Below are 19862 nucleotides of genomic sequence, written 5' to 3'. Positions count from 1 at the left end.
TTCAATCGGAAGAAGCTTTTTCTAGTTATATAAAGAACTAATAACACCCTATCACTGCTGCAATTGTCGTAGCACCGTGATCTCCACTCGGCGGTTCTTTTGCCGGCCTTCGGCAGTGGAGTTGTCTGCGGCAGGGCGGGTATCGGCGTAACCGGCGTATTGGAAGCCTTCCGGATCAAGCTTTTCCTTATCGAGGAAAAAGCGCAGGACGGACATGGCGCGTGCGCCGGACAGGTCCCAATTGTCCTTGAATTCGGAGGCTCGGACGATCGGAAGATTGTCCGTATGTCCCTCGATGCTGATGACGGTGTCGAGTTGGCTGAACAAGCTGGCCAGTTTGGACAGCGTTTTGGCTGACCCTGATTTCAGATCGGCTTTGCCGGGATCGAACAGGAAGCGGTCGCTCAAGGTGATGGAGATTCCCTTGGGCAAGTCGGCCACACGGATCTGATCTTCCAGTTGATTATCCTTGATATAGGACTCGATCCTGCTCACGAGGGTTTGCAATTCTTCTTCCTGTTTGCGGAAGGCAAGTTCGCGTTCGGTCATTGGCTTCTGCGACAAGTCGCCGTCGTTTTGGCCCTGCTGCCCTATACTTCCGTTTTGGCTGTCCTGGCCGTTGTTGTTGCCACCGCCATCATTCGTGGTAGACGGGGGATTTTGGTGAATATAGTGGTCCTCGCTGCCGAGAATACCGTTGCCTTTTTCCAACAGGGAATCGCCGCTCTTGAAAGTAAGTTGAAGCGATTGGGTGACGATATCGTATTTTTCAACGTCTAGACGACTCATGGCATACATGACCACGAAAAAGATCAGCAGCAGCGTGATCAGATCCGCATATGTGATCATCCACCGGTCTTTCGTGTCTTTGTTGTCCTGGCGCTGACGGGACCTTCCGTGCCCTTCGGGTCTGTTTCGTCGGCTCATAAGCTCTCATTCTCCCCGTAAGTTGGCAGGTCACGCCGCGTATCGGCCGTGAAGGATTCCAGCTTGCGCCGGACGAGCAGCGGATGGTCGCCGTTTTGAAGGGAGAGTATGGCCTCCAGTATCATTTCCATCCGATCGACTTCTTCTTCGCCCCGCGCCTTGATTTTGGAGGCGATCGGAAGGAAGATGAGGTTGGCGCTGGCTACACCGTAAAGGGTAGCTGTAAAGGCTAGCGCAATGGACTGACCGAGTGCGGTAGGCTCGGTAAGGCTCCCGAGGACATGAATGAGCCCCATCACCGTGCCGATGATCCCCATTGTAGGCGCATAGCCGCCGGCCGATTCGAATATTTTGGCATAACCTTCATATTTATTTTGGATGGCGTCAATCTCCAGATCCATGATTTGCTTGACCATGCCTTGTTCCGTGCCGTCCACGACAAGTTGGATGCCCTCCCGCAAAAAAGGGTCTTTGTGGTCCGCAGCTTTTTTCTCAAGCGCTAAAACCCCTTCGCGGCGGGCGACCGTTGACATGCTTACAATCTCTTCAATCAGTTCTTCCGCGTTATGCCGTCCGGAGGTAAAGGCCAGAGCGAGCGCGCGGGGTACTGTCTTTAATTTGGCCAGCGGGTAGCTGACCATGACGGCAGCCAGCGTTCCGCCAAACACAATGAAAGCTGCCGCGATCTGCATTAGCCCGGCCAGTTCTCCTCCCTCCCACAAAAAACCGCCGATCAAAGCAGCCAGTCCGATAATGATGCCTAAAATTGTTGCGATATCCATCAGTGATTTGACAACTCCTATTCCACGACATATCGTTTGCATCCCAAACCCAAAACATGTATAATCAATGGGAACATCCATTCTTATTTTGGGATGGATATGAACGCTTCTCGTATTACTTTCATTTAAAGTAGAAGAACTAAGGTTAATATAGAAATACAACGAAAGTACAGTTTCCATTTTAGACGATAAGGGTGATGTTGGACAATGAGTGATATTGTCTTTAGTAACAATAAATTCGACCTTATATCCGAATTTTCGCCGCAGGGTGACCAGCCGGCGGCGGTGGAGCAATTGGTCGAAGGCATAAAAATGGGTAAAAAGCACCAGACACTTTTAGGTGCAACAGGGACGGGAAAGACCTTCACGATTGCGCATACCATCGCCAAGCTTGGAAGACCTACCCTGGTTATCGCCCACAACAAGACGCTTGCTGCGCAGCTCGCCAGTGAATTTAAGGATTTTTTTCCGAATAACTCCGTAGACTACTTCGTCAGCTATTATGACTACTACCAGCCGGAAGCATATATCCCTTCTTCTGACACTTATATCGAGAAAGATTCCAGTATTAATGAAGAGATCGACAAATTGAGACACTCCGCGACCAGCTCGTTGTTTGAACGGCGGGATGTCATTATCGTAGCGAGCGTATCTTGTATTTATGGTCTCGGTTCACCGCAGGAATACGGGAGCATGGTTTTGTCGCTGCGCGTCGGTATGGAGAAGCCTCGAAATGAGATTTTGGCCCGTCTGGTAGATATTCAATACCAGCGGAACGATCTCAACTTCGTTCGCGGCACGTTTCGCGTTCGGGGAGATGTGCTGGAGATTTTCCCGGCATCGAAGGGAGAACAGGCGGTCCGAGTGGAGTTCTTCGGCGATGAAATCGAACGGATAACCGAAATCGACGTGTTGACCGGTGAATTGGTCGGGGAACGTGAACATATCGCTATATTTCCGGCCTCTCACTTTGTGACCCAAGAGGAAACAATGAAGGTCGCTCTGACGAATATCGAACGGGAACTGGAAGAACGGCTTGAGCTTTTCCGGTCCCAGGGCAAGCTGCTGGAGGCGCAGCGTTTGGAACAACGCACCCGCTATGATATCGAAATGATGAAGGAAGTCGGTTTTTGCTCGGGAATCGAGAATTACTCGGGACCGCTGACGTTCCGTGAGCGCGGAGCCACGCCGTATACACTGATGGATTATTTCCCCGATGACATGCTCATCGTGATTGACGAATCCCATGTGACGCTGCCGCAAATCCGTGCGATGTACAATGGTGACCAGGCACGAAAAAACGTGCTTGTCGATCATGGGTTCCGGTTACCTTCGGCTCTGGACAACCGTCCGCTGAGATTCGAAGAGTTTGAGGATAAGGCGGACCAGTTGATCTATGTGTCCGCTACACCCGGACCCTACGAGCTTGAACATTGCGAAGAGATGGTGCAGCAGATTATCCGGCCGACCGGCTTGCTTGACCCGATCATCGAGGTTCGTCCGACCAAAGGGCAAATCGATGATTTGATTGGAGAAATCAATGATCGGATTGCGAAAGATGAGCGGGTGCTGGTGACGACGCTGACGAAGAAGATGTCGGAGGATTTGACCGACTACCTGAAGGAGATCGGCATAAAGGTACGCTATCTGCATTCGGATATCAAAACGCTGGAGCGGATGAGCATCCTGCGTGACCTGCGGCTGGGTACCTTCCACGTATTGATCGGGATTAACCTGCTGCGGGAAGGTCTGGATTTACCGGAGGTTTCTTTAGTGGCGATCCTGGACGCGGACAAAGAAGGCTTTCTGCGCTCCGAGCGTTCCCTGATCCAGACGATCGGGCGGGCGGCCCGGAACTCGGAAGGACGCGTACTGATGTATGGCGACAATATTACCGAGTCGATGGACAAAGCGATCAAGGAAACCGAGCGGCGCCGTAGTATCCAGATTGCATACAATGAGAAGCACGGCATTACGCCGCAAACGATCCGCAAAAAAGTGCGGGATGTCATCGAAGCAACCCGCGTAGCCGAAAGCAAGGCCGACTATTTGGGGGATGCGGCAAAGAGCAAGATGTCCAAGCGCGACCGCGAAGCGATGATCGGCCGTCTGGAAGTAGAGATGAAAGAAGCCGCCAAAAATCTGCAGTTTGAGAGAGCGGCAGAGCTACGCGATGCCATCATGGAACTGCGGGCGGAATAAGAGTTGGGAGATGAAATCGATTGGCTAGTGAGAATATCGTCATTAAAGGCGCCAGAGCGCACAATTTGAAAAATGTGAACATTACGATTCCGCGCGACCGTTTTGTTGTCTTGACCGGGCTTAGCGGTTCCGGGAAATCTTCGCTTGCGTTTGATACCATTTATGCCGAGGGCCAACGCCGGTATGTGGAGTCTCTCTCCGCCTATGCCCGGCAGTTCCTGGGGCAGATGGAGAAGCCGGATGTGGATTCTATCGAGGGCTTGTCGCCTGCGATCTCGATCGACCAAAAAACGACCAGCCGTAACCCGCGCTCAACCGTTGGTACGGTTACGGAAATATATGACTATTTGCGTCTGCTATTCTCACGGATCGGGCATCCTCATTGTCCGGAGCATGGAGTTGAAATCACATCCCAGACCATAGAGCAGATGGTAGATCGTATAATGCAGTATCCCGAGAAAACGAGATTGCAGATTTTGGCGCCCGTGATTTCGGGGAAAAAGGGTGAACACAAGAGCTTATTTAGCGAAATCGCCAAGCAAGGCTTTGTCCGTGTTCGTGTTAACGGAGAACAGCGGGACCTTTCCGAAAATATCGAGCTGGAAAAAAATAAAAAACATTCCATCGAAGTAGTAGTCGACCGGATTGTCGTGAAAGAAGATGTACGCAGCCGTTTGGCCGATTCCATTGAAACTGCTTTGAAAATGTCCGGCGGGCAACTGCTTGTCGACATTATTGGGCAGGAGGAGCTGCGATTCAGTTCCAACTATGCCTGCCCGATTTGTGGCTTTAGCATCGAGGAATTGTCGCCCCGGATGTTCTCTTTCAATAGCCCGTTCGGGGCTTGCCCGGAATGCGACGGTCTTGGCGTGAAGATGATCATCGATCCCGACCTGCTTGTTCCCAATCCTTCCAAAAGCATTGAGCAAGGTGCGTTTGAGGCATGGGCCGGCAGTACTTCCAACTATTATCCGCAATTTTTGCGTTCCGTGTGCGAGCATTTTGATATTCCTCAGGATGTTCCCGTATCGGAATTAAGCAAGGATCAAATGGACAAGCTGCTCTACGGCACAGGCGATACGAAGGTCCGTTTCCGCTATCAAAACGATTTCGGCATGACCAGGGACGCTTACGTAACATTCGAGGGAATCGTGCCCAACTTGGAGCGCCGGTACCGGGAAACCACTTCGGAAGGGATTCGCGAATTTATCGAAGAATTCATGGGTTCGAAGCCATGCGGAACTTGTAAGGGACACCGCCTGAAGAAAGAAGTTCTTGCTGTAACAGTAAACGGCGAAAATATGGCGTTCGTCACGTCGCTGTCCATCGGCGAAGCGATGGTGTTTTTTGATGGGCTCGTACTGAGCGAAAAAGAACAGACGATCGCTCATATGATCCTGAAAGAAATCAACAGCCGGTTGGGTTTTCTGGTTAATGTAGGGTTGGACTACTTGACTCTGAGCCGTGCAGCGGGTACGTTGTCCGGCGGGGAGGCTCAGCGTATTCGGTTGGCGACCCAGATCGGATCAAGCCTTATGGGCGTGTTGTATATTCTTGATGAGCCAAGCATCGGGCTGCATCAGCGGGATAACGACCGATTGATATCGACACTTGCGCATATGCGGGATCTCGGCAACACGTTGATTGTCGTTGAGCATGACGAGGATACGATGCTGGCTGCCGATCATATTATTGATATCGGACCTGGTGCCGGTATTCATGGAGGGCAGGTCATCTCGCAAGGAACGCCGCAGGAGGTCATGGATGACCCGAACTCGCTGACTGGCCAATATTTAAGCGGCCGGAAATTTATCGAGGTTCCGGCGGAGCGGCGCAAACCGGATGGCCGTTGGCTGGAGGTCAAAGGCGCGAAGGAGAATAACCTGAAGAATATCAACGTTAAATTCCCGATCGGCGTTTTTGCGGCGGTAACCGGCGTATCCGGATCGGGGAAATCTACGCTGGTCAATGAAATTCTGTACAAGACGCTGGCCAGGGATTTGAACAGAGCGAGGGTGCGCCCGGGGCAGTACCGGGAGATGAAGGGCTTAGAGCATGTCGAGAAGGTTGTGGATATTGACCAATCTCCGATCGGCCGGACACCGCGCTCCAACCCGGCGACCTATACCGGCGTTTTTGATGACATTCGCGATTTGTATTCGCAAACGAATGAGGCCAAGATCCGCGGGTACAAGAAAGGACGGTTCAGCTTTAATATTAAAGGGGGCCGTTGCGAAGCCTGTAAGGGCGACGGGATTATCAAAATCGAAATGCACTTCCTACCGGATGTGTATGTGCCATGCGAAGTGTGCAAAGGCAAACGGTACAACCGGGAAACCTTGGAGGTCAAATACAAGAACAAGAGCATCGCGGACGTGCTGGAGATGACGGTGGAGGATGCGACGAATTTCTTCGAAAACATTCCGAAGATCCATCGCAAGCTTCAAACCCTGCTTGACGTTGGTTTGGGATACGTCAATCTCGGCCAGCCGGCGACGACGCTGTCCGGTGGCGAAGCACAGCGCGTGAAGCTGGCTTCCGAATTGTACCGGCGCAGCACGGGCAAGACGATCTACATTCTGGATGAGCCGACGACCGGCCTCCATGTGGACGATATCGACCGTCTGCTTTCGGTACTGCATCGCCTGGTGGATTCCGGCGAGACGGTTCTGGTGATCGAACACAATCTGGACGTGATCAAGACGGCCGACTATTTGATTGACCTCGGTCCCGAAGGCGGCAGCGGCGGCGGTACGATCATCGCTACCGGCACGCCGGAAGAGATCGTGAAAGTCGAACAATCCTACACCGGCCGCTACCTTGCCCCGGTCCTGGAACGTGACACGAAACGGACGCAGGAACGGAAAGTCCATTCCTGATTTGCGGAAGGGCAAAGCTATTCCACGTCGATTAACCGACAGGTAATACCCGTTGACGCAAATGCAAAGCTCAAGCAGAGAATGCTTGAGCTTTTTTTTAGGGCGGTGATGAAGATTAGTGATGATGTTGATGATGGGAATTATGAATGATTGGAATAATGGGAACGATGGTGTTGGTGGAGGTTGCTATCGAATGAATTGCCGGGATTCGGGGGAAAATAGGAATGCTGTGGCCTTGTTGATATTGATTTGTCCTTGGGAGACGGATTTTTTGCTGAAAATGTCTTTTAAAAGGTGGACATGATTTTGAAAAGGGAATAGATATAGCTTATCACCGGAACCGCAACATATAGTAATAAGTGATGATTTGTAACTAAATATAGATTGATTTCTATAAACGTACAAAATAGGTTCGTGTCCACTTTTAGGTGGACATTTTAGGGATTTGTCCGTTTAGGGAGAACGGAACTCTGGAACAATAGTTTCAGGACAGAAACAGATATAAATGAATATGAGCTATTTAACTTTTCAAGCAATAAATACAACATTTTTTTGACTTTTCTCTTGCATCCGCTTTAATGAGACGCTAACATATAAGAAGATGGAAATTCCGCGAACATTACTGAGGAGGGCTTGCCATGTTACTCGCCGCTGCAGGAGAAGTAACGACGACCTTTAACGGTTTCGATATTTTTATGATTTTGTTTACGATTGTCATTCTCATCGGGGTAGTAAGATTGTTGAAAGAGCGTCCGAAGAGAAATTTGTTTGCGATTGGCTTCGGCATCCTCAGTCTGCTGATCTTTTTGGCCTCCGATGCCATCATGATCAAAGCATGGTTTAGTTAATCATGGCTTTGACTTATTAAGTAAACCTAAAAGTGAAATACAACAAAGGCACTTTGTTTCCAGCTTGGGGATGGGGTGTCTTTTTGCGCATACATCCAGTGGTTCGGTGAATATTAAATCTTTTGAATCGACTGTTGTTTTTTATTGCCGAGCATGACTTTTATTTAGCAATTTATTTTATGCGGTTAAGGAGTTCAGTCGTTTGGGAGATTTTTTTGCATGTGCCAGCGGTTTCCGTTGCTTGATGGCTAGAGTCTTAGCGCGATGTCTGTTAAAATAATAAGGTTATTGGAGTTTTAAATTTTAAGATTTATTTGATGAACAAATTAATTCGATGGGTCGCAGTGTTGCGGCACATCCGGGAGGATATAAATGAGCCAGACGGCAATAACAAGACAAGATGTGGAGCTGCTTGCTCCGGCAGGAGACTGGGACTGCATGCGGTCCGCGGTGGCGAATGGCGCCGATGCGGTATTTTTTGGCGTGGAAAAGTTCAATGCCCGTGCACGGGCAAACAATTTCAGAATGGACGAGCTGCCTGAAATCATGGCATTTTTGCATAGCTATGGCGTGAAGGGTTTTTTGACTTTTAATATTCTGGTGTTCGAAAATGAATTGGAAGATGCCCGGGAATTGATCGATGCCTGCATCGAGGCGGGTGTGGACGCGGTCATTGTACAGGATCTGGGTCTGGTGAAAATGATCCGGGAGATGTCGCCGGATTTCCCGATTCACGGGTCGACGCAGATGACGATTACCTCGCCCGAAGCGGTGGAGTTTACGAAGCCCTGGAATATGGAGCGTGTCGTACTTGGACGTGAAAATAATCTGAAACAGATTAAGGCGATCGGGGATCAGGCCAAGCTGCCGATGGAAGTTTTTGTGCATGGAGCTTTATGCGTTTCCTATTCCGGGCAGTGCCTGACTTCGGAAATGTGGGGCGGACGCTCGGCCAACCGCGGGGAATGCGCTCAAGCATGCCGCTTGCCTTATGATTTGATGGTGGACGGAGAGCAAAAACCGATGGGCGATGTGGCTTACCTACTGTCTCCCAAAGATCTGGCGGCGATCGATATCATGCCGGAATTGATTGAAGCGGGCGTGACTTCGTTTAAGATCGAAGGACGCATGAAGAGTCCCGAATATGTAGCCAATGTGGTGAGTAAATACCGGAAGGCGATTGACCGTTACTTTGAAGGGGATAACACGCGTCCTTCCAAAGAGGAAGTACGCGAATTGCAGCAAAGTTTTTCGCGCGGATTTACGCACGGGTTCCTGGAAGGGACGAACAACAAGCAATTGTTGGACGGTACGTTCCCTAAGAGCCGTGGAGTCTATCTCGGCCGCGTGGAGCAGATCCTCCGCGACGGCGTTGTTTGCAAGCTGGAAGCGCCGCTGAAACGCGGGGACGGAATCGTGTTTGATGCGGGCGATCCGACGAAGCAGGAAGAAGGCGGCCGTGTTTACGATTTACGCCGCAAAGGCGTAAAACTGGAAGGCGAGGCCGGCGAGACCTGGATCGTCGACATCGTTCCGGGGCGCAATGACGTGGATTTGCGCCGGGTGCATGTGGGCGACAAGATCTGGAAGACGAGCGACCCGGCTTTGGATAAACGGCTGCGCCAGACGTTCGAGACCGACAAACCGTACCGGGTGTTCCCGGTACATGTGCGGGCGGTCGGCCACGCAGGCGGACTGCTGACGACCTTCTGGACCGATGTCCAGAAGGGAACGACCGTGCGCGTCGACTCGGAGCTGGAGCTCGAGGTCGCGCAAAAACGGCCGATGGACGGCGCCTTGCTCGAAGAGCAGTTCGGCCGTCTCGGCGGCACGGTGTTCCAGCTCGAGCGGCTGGACACGGAGCTGCATGGCGACGTGATCCTGCCTATGCGAGAGCTGAACAGCATCCGCCGGCGCGCAGTGGAACTGCTAGCCGGCGAGCGGCCTAAGCCGCCCGTGTTCACGCGGGCGGCGGCCGGGTCGGCGGGCGCCCCTGCCAAAGGCGGGGTGCCTGCGCCGGTGGCTCGCGGTGAAGCGAAGCTCACCGCGCTGTGCCGCAGCCTGCCGCAGGTGCAGGCTGCGCTGGAAGCCGGCGTCGACATGGTCTACGCCGACTTTGAATTCATCAAGCAGTTCCCGGCAGCGGTGGAAGCCGTTCGGGCCGCCGGCAAGCAAATTGCGCTGGCTACGCCGCGCATCCATATGCCGGGCGAGAACGGCTACCATAACAACATCCTGCGCCTCCAGCCCGATGCGGTGCTGGTGCGCAACACCGGTGCGCTGTACTTCTACCTGCGCCACCGGATGGAAAACCCGTCCGCCTCCCATCCGCGGCTGATCGGCGATTTCTCGCTGAACATCGCCAACCATAAAGCGGTGGAGCTGTTCCTCGAGGCGGGTTGTGACCTTGTCACGCCGTCCTACGACCTGAATGTGCAGCAGATGGTGGATCTGCTGCGTCAAAGCCGGACGTCCAGCATGGAAATCGTCATCCACCAGCATCTGCCGATGTTCCATACGGAGCATTGCGTTTACTGCACCTTCCTGAGTGAAGGTACGGACTACACCAACTGCGGCCGCCCATGCGAGGAGCATCGCGCTTCGCTGCAGGACCGGATCGGCATGAGCCACCCGGTACGGGTCGACGAGGGCTGCCGGAATACAGTATACAACGCCATTGAGCAGTCTGGTGCGGAGTACCTGAGCAATTTCATGGAGCTTGGCGTGGCGACTTACCGGGTAGAGTTCCTCGAGGAAACCCCGGAACAGGTTCACCAGGTAATCGACCTCTACAACCGGGCGCTTCGCGGTGAAATCAGCGGTACGCAAGTCTGGAAATCGCTCAAAGCGACCAACCAGCTTGGGGTGACTCGCGGACAACTCGTTAAATAAAACGATATGTGTTTTAGTATAAATAGTAGCTTTCTGCGCTTCTTGCGTAGAAGGCTATTTTTATCGGTGAAAGGGTTCGGAAACGGAAGGATACTCCTGTGACGGACAACTGTTTTCTGTACGCAGACATCCTATAAACCCGCGTCAGTAAAGGGATTCTTAATTGTGAACAATCTGCAAAATGATAATAAAAACAGGGGATAAACGATATTTATAACTAAGTAAAAAATCGGTAATGTGATATAATGAAAGCGTAAACAATACAAGTGGACGAATTAATGAAGTCCATTTTTGTAGGAGGGTGAAAGTGATGTTTGAAGGATTCCTCGAAATGCAATCGGTGGTAACTAAAGTTCATGGACGGCTGGAAATCGGCGGTGACCAAGAGTATCGGAAAATCGAATACGGAACGGAGCGCCACCTCCACACCCCAGAACCAGGAAGCCGGAACCGCTGCGAGGAAGCACCTCAGTCTATCGCGTCGCGCCTGAAATTCTGGGTACAATAAATATTGAAATTTACGAAGTAACCTATTCTTAAGCGCCTTACGGATAAAGTTCCGTAAGGTGCTTTTTTATTAGGAACTTTCTGATGGATTCGGGCTCCGGTACTGGGGTTGGAACAGTTGAATCCACACTTGATTTGCGACAAACGGATCCGATGAATTTTCTAAGAATCCGCCTGTCTTTTTTTACCCTGAACTATGTTATAATGGCACCATCTTGATGTCATGGGAAAGGAAGATTTATGCTATGAAAATCCGGAAAGCGATTATCCCCGCAGCCGGGCTGGGCACTCGCTTCCTGCCGGCCACGAAGGCGATGCCGAAGGAAATGCTCCCGATCGTGGATAAGCCGACGATTCAGTATATCGTTGAGGAGGCTGTTGCCTCCGGTATTGAGGATATCATAATCGTTACAGGTAAAGGCAAACGGGCGATCGAGGATCATTTTGATAATTCCTTCGAATTGGAACATACATTGTCCGAAAAAGGCAAATGGGAGCTGCTCAACGAGGTCCGTAAGTCCTCGGAGATGGCCGATATCCATTACATCAGGCAGAAGGAGCCGAAAGGTCTGGGGCACGCAATCTGGTGCGCCAGGAAGTTTATCGGCGACGAGCCGTTCGCCGTCCTGCTGGGCGATGACATCGTGGAATCGGAGGTTCCTTGCCTTAAGCAAATGATCGACGTGTACAACTTCCAGAAGGCGTCTGTCGTTGGCGTACAGCCGGTTCCGTGGGAGGAAGTTTCCCGGTATGGGATCGTGGACGGTACCGAAATCGGAGACCGCGTGTATCAAGCCAGACAATTGGTCGAAAAGCCGGCGGCGGATCAAGCCCCGTCGAATTTGGCCATTATGGGCAGATATATTTTAACCCCGGCAATCTTCGGTATCTTGGATGAGCAGCATGAAGGCGTTGGCGGTGAAATTCAATTAACCGATGCTATTTCGCGCCTAAAGGATACGGAACGTATCGTAGCTTATCATTTTGACGGCACCCGACATGACGTTGGAGAGAAGCTCGGATTTATCCAGACCACGATTCACTATGCCCTTCAGAATAAAGAACTGCGTGATGGATTGCTATCCTACATGAGAGATAAAATAGGGAATTAAAAAAATCGGCACTCTCTTTTATGAGAGGCCGATTTTTTAGTGCCCAGAGTGGGAATTAGAAGGTTAACTCTACAAGTTGTGCAATGGAATCTTTTTCGCTCGGATCGATTTGAATCAGTTGATCATAGACGGCCTGGTCAGTGCTTCCTGACTTCTGCAAGGCAGCCAGATACCAGCGGGCAATTTCCCGGTTAGTATGATCATTCAAATCCGGGCCTAAGCCTTGTTTAAAGATGGCAACAGCCTCGGCAGACCTGTTCATCATAAATTGCATCTTGCCGGCATTTAGCGCCATTGTAGGGGTTACAGCAAATGGGTTGCCTTGGAACTGCCCCTTCGGCAGGTTCTTCAGGTGCTCCACGCCACGGACTACGTGATCAAAGGCTTGGAGTCCGGAGGTGAAGTACTGCTCTTTTTGGGCCACATCCTGATTTCCCAATGCCTGATAACCCATTTCGAATGATTGCACGATGAGTCTTTCATACCAGTCTTGATCATAAGTGTAACGGTCTGCATTGTCCTTCAGGACATTATAAGCTTTGTCTGTTTCTCCTTTGAGTTGATAGAGAAGGATGAGCTGATTGTAAATATTTTTGTTAAACGCATCCTTTTTCAGCGCATCCGTCAACAGCTTCAGGTCTTCATTGAAAAATGCTTCTTCTTTAGTTTGTTCATAGACGGCCCTAAGGAGAACATTGTAGTTGAGTATAGCATCCGGGTGGTTGCTCCGCTTTTTGAGTGCATCCGCAAACGGGGCTTTGATTTCCTGGAAGTCGGAGCTCGTTGCCATTAATGTTCTGCCTTTTTCGATTGCATTATTGGCTTGGATATACCGGATGGACGTGAAAATCAACACCAGTACCCCGACCACCAGAACAGCGCTATACAGGGTGCGGAAACCGGTTGACTTCCAAGCAAACCGCTTTACCGGATGATTGTCCATCGCAGCGGCCATACCACCCAATCCAAGGAAGACAAGCATACCGATAAAGACGTAACTCATGTTAAAGTCCATTAAACTGTGGACCAGAATCGATATGACCACGATAAAGTAGATGAAGTAATCATTTCGCTTTGTTTCATCGGAATGAATATAGCCGCGAATATATTTATAAAAAATGAAGGCAAGGAATGCGAGTAGTACTATGAAGCCTAATACCCCGACTTCGACCAGATATTGCATAACAAAGCTGTGCGCCTGACGGCTGGCGTACGGGTTGTTCTGGTATTTTTCAAAAATGGAAGCCCAAGCGCCTCCGCCTGCTCCAATCACGGGATAATCTTTAATTACCTTCACGGCATCTTTATAGAACGTTAAACGTTCTAGCAAACTATGTTGCTGTAAATTGATGTTTTCCAAACGCTGTCCGATATTTCCCGGAAGAACATTTTTAAGGCTAGTACCAAGTAGCAAGACAGCCAGAACCACAACAGCTGCGACAGAAACGATCGGCAGCCACAAGTTTGCAAGTTTTTTCGCAGACCAGCGTTCCGTACGTTGTTCCAGCCATGGAGCCAAGTAACGTTGAATTACCCAGGCCAACCCAGCCACCACGACGGATGCAACAAGCACGTATCCCCAGCCTTTGGCAGGGTCGCCGATTTGCCCAAGATGAAATTGCTGTCCCAAATCCGTGACCGGTTTGGCAACCGCCAGGGTCGCTGCTGCAGCAATTATACAATACAGAATCCAAAGAATTTGCTTGGCCGGTTTCAAGAACAATAGCAAGATAACAAAGACAACCGGAAGAAACACTAATCCGCCGCGGGAAAGTGTCAGCAGCAGCGAAAGCACCATGGGTACCAGCATAAAGGCATGAATTACCTGGCTATACCATTTTTGGGATCGGGTGATCGCAAAAATCGCTACAAAGAAGAACGCCATCAAAAAAGCGGCGTATGTATTCGGGTACTGGAACACCGAGGCTAAACGCGGACCGTTAGCATCGACCCAAATGGCCTGATTATATTGTCCGTTTATAACCGTCTTCGTAAACCAGCCGACGATCGCCGACGCAGTCCGGCCTTGGCCGAGCCAGTTCAGCAAGCCGAACATGACGATAATATATGCAACAGTAATTGTGGTCGTTTCTATGATAGAATTACTTTGCTTATTTTGAAGCAAATATAGACCAATAATGAACAGCATCGCATACAGACATTGAATGAGTACAGCGTTCATCGCATAATACTGGCTTGCTGCAGAGATCAGACCCAGAAGGTAGGTAATCGGGATCAACAGCACCCAAACGGCCGTCCAATCCCGTTGGTCCTCTAACTTGATTCGCTTGAAGAATAATGCCGCCCAGGCTATCAACAACAAGCTTCCTGTCAACACTGCCCAATAAATGGACTTTTCAAAATTCATAACAAGTCCATTAAACAACCCGGCCTGGAACGGTGCCCATACCAAGAATAAAATCAATCCAACCATCAACACCCATAACGTCGCAGGCAAATTTTCCCCATTTCTCGACGTTGCGGCTTTTTTCCCGTATACTGGATTCGACACGTATTTATCTCCTTTGCTAATAGATACGTAAGTATTTTAGCATAAGGAATAGAATGGGGCTAGATTCCATCAGGCTAACGTCCAAGATTTGGTGGTGTAAAAAATTAAAAACTTTATTTATAAGGTTACATATAAGCTAGCGGTTAAAGTAAAGCCTCTTATCACATCTATAATTCCGCCGAGTGTCAGACAAAAAGTGAAGAAAATGCTATTAAAGAAAGCTTTTCCTATTGAAAAGAGTCCTTCACCTCGCAATATTGCTAACGGTATGAAGGGTGTGAATTTGCTGGGCTATTCCAGGGCGGAAATGGGGATCGGCGAATCTTGCAGAATCGCTGCCAATAACTTGGATGCGGTGGATATACCGTTCGGAATCCTTAATTTCACAGGTACCAATAGTGCCAGAATGGAAGATATGTCTTGGGCTCATAAAGAAGTTACTGAACCGGCATATCATATAAACTTGCTGCATGTGAATGCCGAGCAGATGACTGAAATATATGCGCACTATGGGAATTCGCTTTTTCAAAATAAATATACGATAGGATATTGGCATTGGGAGCTTCCCGATTTTCCTGACGAGTGGCTCGAAGGTTTTAATTTGGTGGATGAAGTATGGGTTCCGTCTACTTTTGTAGCAGATTCCGTCGCTGTAAAGAGTCCGGTTCCGGTCGTGAAGATTCCTCATTCTATTGAAGTTAAAATCACGGAACCTCGAGATAGAGCGTACTTTCATTTACCGAAGGATGCATTTCTATTTCTTTCTATGTATGACGTGAAAAGCTATCAGGAAAGGAAAAATCCGAAAGCAGCAGTGGAGGCTTTTAAAACAGCTTTTAAGCCGGATGATTTTCGCGTCGGACTTGTATTGAAAGTTAATAGCTACAAAAGCGGATCGACTGATATCAAGGCACTGGAGACACTAATAGGAGATTATCAAAACATTCATTTAATTACGGATACGATCAGCCGAAATGATGTTAATGCGTTACTATGCGTAACAGACTGTTTTGTATCCTTACACCGTAGTGAGGGCTTTGGCCTTGGATTGGCTGAAGCCATGTACCTTGGAAAGCCGGTGATCGGAACAAACTGGTCTTCAAATACCGATTTTATGGATATAAGCAATTCCTGTCTTGTTGATTATACGCTAATCCAAGTTGGAAATGATTACGGCCCTTATAAGGCATACCAGCAATGGGCGGATCCGGATGTTGGTCAAGCAGGAGACTATATGAAAAGATTAACTGCCGACAAAGAGTTCTATGACAAGATTGCTCTTGCCGGTCAAAAAAATATCAAAGAGAACTTTTCACCGACGGCTGTCGGGAAATTGATACAAGAACGTTTAAACTACATTGAATTATGGAAATTCGGAGGAAAATCATGACTATAACATGCGTCATCATGGCTGGAGGTAAAGGGGAACGGTTTTGGCCCAAAAGCAGAACCAATCTTCCTAAACAATTCCTAAACATTTCAGGAAATAAGTCAATGATTCAACAGTCTATAGCCCGGTTGGAGAAGCTGATAGATATTACCCAAATATTTATCGTAACGAATGGGTTATACGCTGAATTAATTAAGGCTCAAATTCCGCATTTACCGCATGAGAATATTATTATCGAACCTGTGGGAAGAAACACGGCACCTTGTATCGGTTTAGCTTCCATATTAATTGAAGAACGGTTCCCCGACAGTACCATGATTGTATTACCCTCGGATCATATCATTGAAAATGAAGAGGGCTTTATAAAGATTTTGGAAACGGCTGTGGAAGTGGCACAAGATAATCAAAGCCTAGTTACTTTGGGAATTCAACCCGGATATCCAGAAACGGGATACGGATATATAGAAAGTACTAACCAAAAGAAAGAAGTTAATGATCTGGAAGTCCTCAAAGTAAATAAATTTGTTGAGAAACCCGATCAAGCTACCGCAGAGTCCTATTTGCAGGCCGGGAACTATTACTGGAATAGCGGAATTTTCGTTTGGAGAACGGAAGTGATCCGTAAATATATCCAGCAGTTAATGCCGGAGATGCATGATATACTGGAAACGATGCGAGCCGCTTTTGGCAGCATAAATTTTGCTGAAGTTATTAAAGACGAATTCATTAAGATGCCTGATCAGTCCATTGACTATGGAATTATGGAAAAGGTTGAGAACATCTATGTAATACCTTGTATTTTTGGATGGGACGATGTTGGCAGCTGGACCGCTTTGGAACGAATCAATGAACTTGATGAAAATGGAAACGTCATTAAAGGAAACATTCTAAATCTCGACACCAAAAGATGCATCATTGAAAGTAACGGTAAGTTAATAGCTACCCTAGGGATTGAAGACCTGATTATTGTCGATACCGAAGATGTCACTCTAATTTGTAGTAAGGACAAAGCTCAAGAAGTAAAACTGCTGCTCAAAGAGTTGAGAATGCAAAAACTGGAACAATACCTATAAATTATATCGAAAAGAACTGGAGAGATTTGATTATGTCAAAAAATGCACTGGTAACCGGAATTACGGGACAAGACGGCTCTTATTTGGCTGAACTTTTGTTGGAAAAAGGTTATAAGGTTTATGGTCTTCGTCGTAGAACCAGCACACCGATAATGGATAATATCGAGCACATCAAAAATGAGATTGAATTTATTGAAGGTGACTTGTTAGATCAAGGGTCGCTTATTAATGCAGTTCGAAAATCTAGTCCGGATGAAGTGTACAATCTGGCTGCACAATCTTTTGTGGCCACATCTTGGGAACAACCTGTTTTGACTGGTCAGGCGACTGCAATCGGAGTTACAAATATGCTGGACGCTGTTCGCTTAACGAAACCTGAGGCCAGATTCTATCAAGCTTCCAGTAGTGAAATGTTCGGTAAAGTTGTCGAAACACCGCAGAAGGAAACAACCCCTTTTTATCCGCGTAGCCCTTATGGTGTTGCCAAGGTTTACGGCCACTGGATTACTGTGAACTATCGGGAAAGTTATGACATGTACGCATGTTCTGGAATCTTGTTTAACCATGAATCGCCGCGTCGCGGAGTCGAATTTGTTACCCGTAAAGTAACGGATGCGGTAGCGAGAATTAAAATGGGACTCCAAAGCGAGCTGCGCATGGGCAATCTGGATGCCAAAAGAGATTGGGGTTTTGCTGGGGATTATGTTAAAGCAATGTGGTTAATGTTGCAGCAAGACTCACCGGACGATTATGTCATTTCAACAGGAGAAACACATACTGTTCACGAGCTTGTTGAAATTGCTTTTGGATATGCGGGACTGAATTGGAGAGATTATGTGGTTATCGATCCTAAATTTGTCCGCCCGGCTGAGGTCGATTTATTGCTTGGGGATAGTACGAAAGCGCAGGAGAAGCTGGGATGGAAGTTGGAAGTTGGCTTTGAAGAATTGGTGAAAATGATGGTGGATAGTGATTTAAAGAAGCTAAACCAAAAGTAAAGGGAAATATACCGTGAAAACTGCTCTGATTACTGGCGTGAATGGATTTGCTGGACGACATTTGGCTCAACTATTAATGAGCCAGCGTTTTAAAGTTTACGGGACAACAAGATTAACCCCTACATTTTTTTCTGAGAATTCCATTGATGAATTAATTGTCTCCGATATGGGTAACAAAGAAGAATGTGTTCAAGTATTAACAACGGTAAAGCCGGACGTTATTTTTCACTTGGCTGCACAAAGCAATGTAAAGGAAGCTTGGGAACAGCCGAGTGACACTTTTTTCTCGAATACGGTTAAAACAATGTACTTATTTGAAGCTGTAAAACAAGTATCCCGTAATATTCGTATTATAAGCATAGGTTCATCCGAGGAGTATGGTTATTCGAAGCAGATGGAGTTTCCCATAACAGAGAATAGTATGCTTAATCCTACTAATCCATATGGCGTATCCAAGATGAGTGCGGGGTTAATGGCCAAACAATTCTTTGAAGGTTTCGGCATGGATATCATTCATGTTAGACCCTTTAATCATATTGGACCAGGCCAGAAAAAGGGATTTGTTGTACCGGATTTCGCTCATCAAATTGTCAATATTGAAAAGGGCAGGCAGAAGCCAGTTATTTCTGTTGGGAATCTTTCCTCTTTAAGAGATTTCACGGATGTCAGGGATATTGTCAACGGATATAGATTAATTGCTGAGATGGGAATTAAAGGTCAGACTTATAATCTTTGTTCTGGAAAGCCGACCTCTATTGAAGATTTGCTTCTTGCAATGATATCTTTATCACCTTCGGAAATTACAATAGAGGTGAATCCGGATAAACTAAGGCCGGTGGATATTCCAATCTATTATGGAAGCAATGATAAAGTCATAAATCAGACCTCTTGGGAAAGAGGGATAGATCTGAATCGAAGCCTTGAAGATATTTTAGAGGAAATCAGAAAAGAAGAGTGGTTAGAAAAATTATGAGAAGTGGTACCCTTTATATGATTTGGGACATGGTAAAAAGGGATTTTCGCAATAAATATGCAGGCTCAGTATTCGGGTTGTTATGGAATCTTCTGATGCCAATTGCATATATTATTATTTACACTACGGTATTCTCACAAATAATGGCGGCCAAGTTACCGGGAATGAATACTGGTAAATTTGATTACAGCGTTTACTTAAGTTCTGGTATCTTAGCATGGACTATTTTTAATACGACAATTACCAGGTTTCAAAATGTTTTTATTGAGAATTCGAACATCGTAAAGAAAATATATTTCCCTAAATCCATACTTGTCTTTTCCTTGACAGTTTCTTCGATTATTGAGTTGGTCATAAATTACTCTTTATTATTTTTAGTTTTATTGGGAATTGGTTATGATCTGCATTTTAGTTACATTGCTGTTTTTATAATTATAATTCTGCAACAAATTTTTTGTACTGGCATTGGAATGATCCTTTCTGTCCTTAATGTTCACTTTCGTGATTTAAACCAAATTACATCAATAATTATTCAAGTTTGGTTTTGGCTTACGCCTATCGTATATGTCTTGGATATTTTACCGGATGGATTGAAGAAGACCATGTCATTCAATCCTCTTTATTATTTTATCGAATCTTATCAAACTCTGATTTTGCAAGGAGATATTGTTAATTTCATCAACATATTCTTGATTTCAATCATTACCTTCCTATTTGGATGGATAGTTTATAAGCGTATGATAAATGAAATATCCGACTTGATTTAA

14 protein-coding genes are annotated in these 19862 nt (G+C 47.5%); 11 read left to right on the top strand and 3 right to left on the bottom strand.

Going from position 1 to position 19862, the window contains the following annotated elements; translation table 11 throughout:
• Positions 1-51: 51 nt before the first annotated feature.
• Together DFP94_RS14490 and DFP94_RS14485 are read right to left on the bottom strand one after the other, a co-directional pair.
• Complete coding sequence (locus tag DFP94_RS14490) at positions 52-927, bottom strand: OmpA/MotB family protein (protein WP_114497191.1); 876 nt, start codon at positions 925-927, stop codon at positions 52-54.
• A complete protein-coding gene (locus DFP94_RS14485; protein ID WP_114497190.1) occupies positions 924-1709 on the bottom strand; it encodes a flagellar motor protein in 786 nt (261 codons plus the stop codon). Before DFP94_RS14485 ends, DFP94_RS14490 begins: the two co-directional genes overlap by 4 nt.
• A gap of 207 nt (positions 1710-1916) precedes the next feature.
• Here DFP94_RS14485 and uvrB point away from each other — a divergent pair, with 207 nt between their 5' ends.
• The 6 genes from uvrB (at position 1917) to galU (ending at position 12149) form a co-directional block, all read left to right on the top strand.
• Positions 1917-3911, top strand: a complete 1995-nt coding sequence (gene uvrB, locus DFP94_RS14480) for an excinuclease ABC subunit UvrB (RefSeq protein WP_114497189.1) — start codon at positions 1917-1919, stop codon at positions 3909-3911.
• 20 nt (positions 3912-3931) lie between these two features.
• The gene (uvrA, locus tag DFP94_RS14475; protein ID WP_114497188.1) at positions 3932-6790 is read left to right on the top strand and encodes an excinuclease ABC subunit UvrA; all 2859 of its coding nucleotides are present in this window, start codon (positions 3932-3934) and stop codon (positions 6788-6790) included.
• A gap of 638 nt (positions 6791-7428) precedes the next feature.
• Complete coding sequence (locus DFP94_RS14470; protein ID WP_114497187.1) at positions 7429-7638, top strand: DUF2759 family protein; 210 nt, start codon at positions 7429-7431, stop codon at positions 7636-7638.
• 372 nt (positions 7639-8010) lie between these two features.
• A complete protein-coding gene (locus DFP94_RS14465) occupies positions 8011-10530 on the top strand; it encodes a U32 family peptidase (protein ID WP_114497186.1) in 2520 nt (839 codons plus the stop codon).
• A gap of 310 nt (positions 10531-10840) precedes the next feature.
• The gene (locus DFP94_RS14460; protein WP_181873159.1) at positions 10841-11038 is read left to right on the top strand and encodes a hypothetical protein; all 198 of its coding nucleotides are present in this window, start codon (positions 10841-10843) and stop codon (positions 11036-11038) included.
• Positions 11039-11282: 244 nt separating this feature from the next.
• On the top strand, positions 11283-12149 hold the full coding sequence (gene galU / locus DFP94_RS14455) for a UTP--glucose-1-phosphate uridylyltransferase GalU (protein ID WP_114497184.1): 867 nt from the start codon (positions 11283-11285) through the stop codon (positions 12147-12149).
• A 55-nt stretch (positions 12150-12204) separates the two neighbouring features.
• Here galU and DFP94_RS14450 read toward each other — a convergent pair whose 3' ends face one another.
• Positions 12205-14661: an O-antigen ligase family protein gene (locus DFP94_RS14450; RefSeq protein WP_114497183.1), complete on the bottom strand. Its 2457-nt coding sequence runs from the start codon at positions 14659-14661 to the stop codon at positions 12205-12207.
• Positions 14662-14866: 205 nt separating this feature from the next.
• Here DFP94_RS14450 and DFP94_RS14445 point away from each other — a divergent pair, with 205 nt between their 5' ends.
• From DFP94_RS14445 to DFP94_RS14425, 5 genes are read left to right on the top strand one after another with little or no spacing between them, the layout of a single operon-like run.
• Positions 14867-16051 (top strand): glycosyltransferase family 4 protein, encoded by a 1185-nt coding sequence (locus DFP94_RS14445; RefSeq protein ID WP_245954854.1) that lies wholly within the window; start codon positions 14867-14869, stop codon positions 16049-16051.
• On the top strand, positions 16048-17124 hold the full coding sequence (locus DFP94_RS14440) for a mannose-1-phosphate guanylyltransferase (RefSeq protein ID WP_114497182.1): 1077 nt from the start codon (positions 16048-16050) through the stop codon (positions 17122-17124). Before DFP94_RS14445 ends, DFP94_RS14440 begins: the two co-directional genes overlap by 4 nt.
• 32 nt (positions 17125-17156) lie before the next feature.
• Complete coding sequence (gmd, locus tag DFP94_RS14435) at positions 17157-18122, top strand: GDP-mannose 4,6-dehydratase (RefSeq protein WP_114497181.1); 966 nt, start codon at positions 17157-17159, stop codon at positions 18120-18122.
• 13 nt (positions 18123-18135) lie between these two features.
• Complete coding sequence (locus DFP94_RS14430; RefSeq protein WP_114497180.1) at positions 18136-19095, top strand: GDP-mannose 4,6-dehydratase; 960 nt, start codon at positions 18136-18138, stop codon at positions 19093-19095.
• A 17-nt stretch (positions 19096-19112) separates the two neighbouring features.
• On the top strand, positions 19113-19862 hold the full coding sequence (locus tag DFP94_RS14425) for an ABC transporter permease (RefSeq protein ID WP_181873158.1): 750 nt from the start codon (positions 19113-19115) through the stop codon (positions 19860-19862).

The sequence above is a fragment of the Fontibacillus phaseoli genome (assembly GCF_003337355.1).
Taxonomy (GTDB): Bacteria; Bacillota; Bacilli; order Paenibacillales; family Paenibacillaceae; genus Fontibacillus; species Fontibacillus phaseoli.
The sequence above is the reverse complement of the archived record's forward strand: the minus strand, read 5'-3'. Positions and strand labels throughout refer to the sequence as shown.

Excerpts from the sequence above, each read along its gene's own strand:
- DFP94_RS14490 (WP_114497191.1), bottom strand. The coding sequence starts at position 927 with ATGAGCCGACGAAACAGACCCGAAGGGCACGGAAGGTCCCGTCAGCGC.
- DFP94_RS14485 (WP_114497190.1), bottom strand. The coding sequence starts at position 1,709 with ATGGATATCGCAACAATTTTAGGCATCATTATCGGACTGGCTGCTTTG.
- uvrB (WP_114497189.1), top strand. The coding sequence starts at position 1,917 with ATGAGTGATATTGTCTTTAGTAACAATAAATTCGACCTTATATCCGAA.
- DFP94_RS14470 (WP_114497187.1), top strand. The coding sequence starts at position 7,429 with ATGTTACTCGCCGCTGCAGGAGAAGTAACGACGACCTTTAACGGTTTC.
- DFP94_RS14465 (WP_114497186.1), top strand. The coding sequence starts at position 8,011 with ATGAGCCAGACGGCAATAACAAGACAAGATGTGGAGCTGCTTGCTCCG.
- DFP94_RS14460 (WP_181873159.1), top strand. The coding sequence starts at position 10,841 with ATGTTTGAAGGATTCCTCGAAATGCAATCGGTGGTAACTAAAGTTCAT.
- galU (WP_114497184.1), top strand. The coding sequence starts at position 11,283 with ATGAAAATCCGGAAAGCGATTATCCCCGCAGCCGGGCTGGGCACTCGC.
- DFP94_RS14445 (WP_245954854.1), top strand. The coding sequence starts at position 14,867 with ATGCTATTAAAGAAAGCTTTTCCTATTGAAAAGAGTCCTTCACCTCGC.
- DFP94_RS14440 (WP_114497182.1), top strand. The coding sequence starts at position 16,048 with ATGACTATAACATGCGTCATCATGGCTGGAGGTAAAGGGGAACGGTTT.
- gmd (WP_114497181.1), top strand. The coding sequence starts at position 17,157 with ATGTCAAAAAATGCACTGGTAACCGGAATTACGGGACAAGACGGCTCT.
- DFP94_RS14425 (WP_181873158.1), top strand. The coding sequence starts at position 19,113 with ATGATTTGGGACATGGTAAAAAGGGATTTTCGCAATAAATATGCAGGC.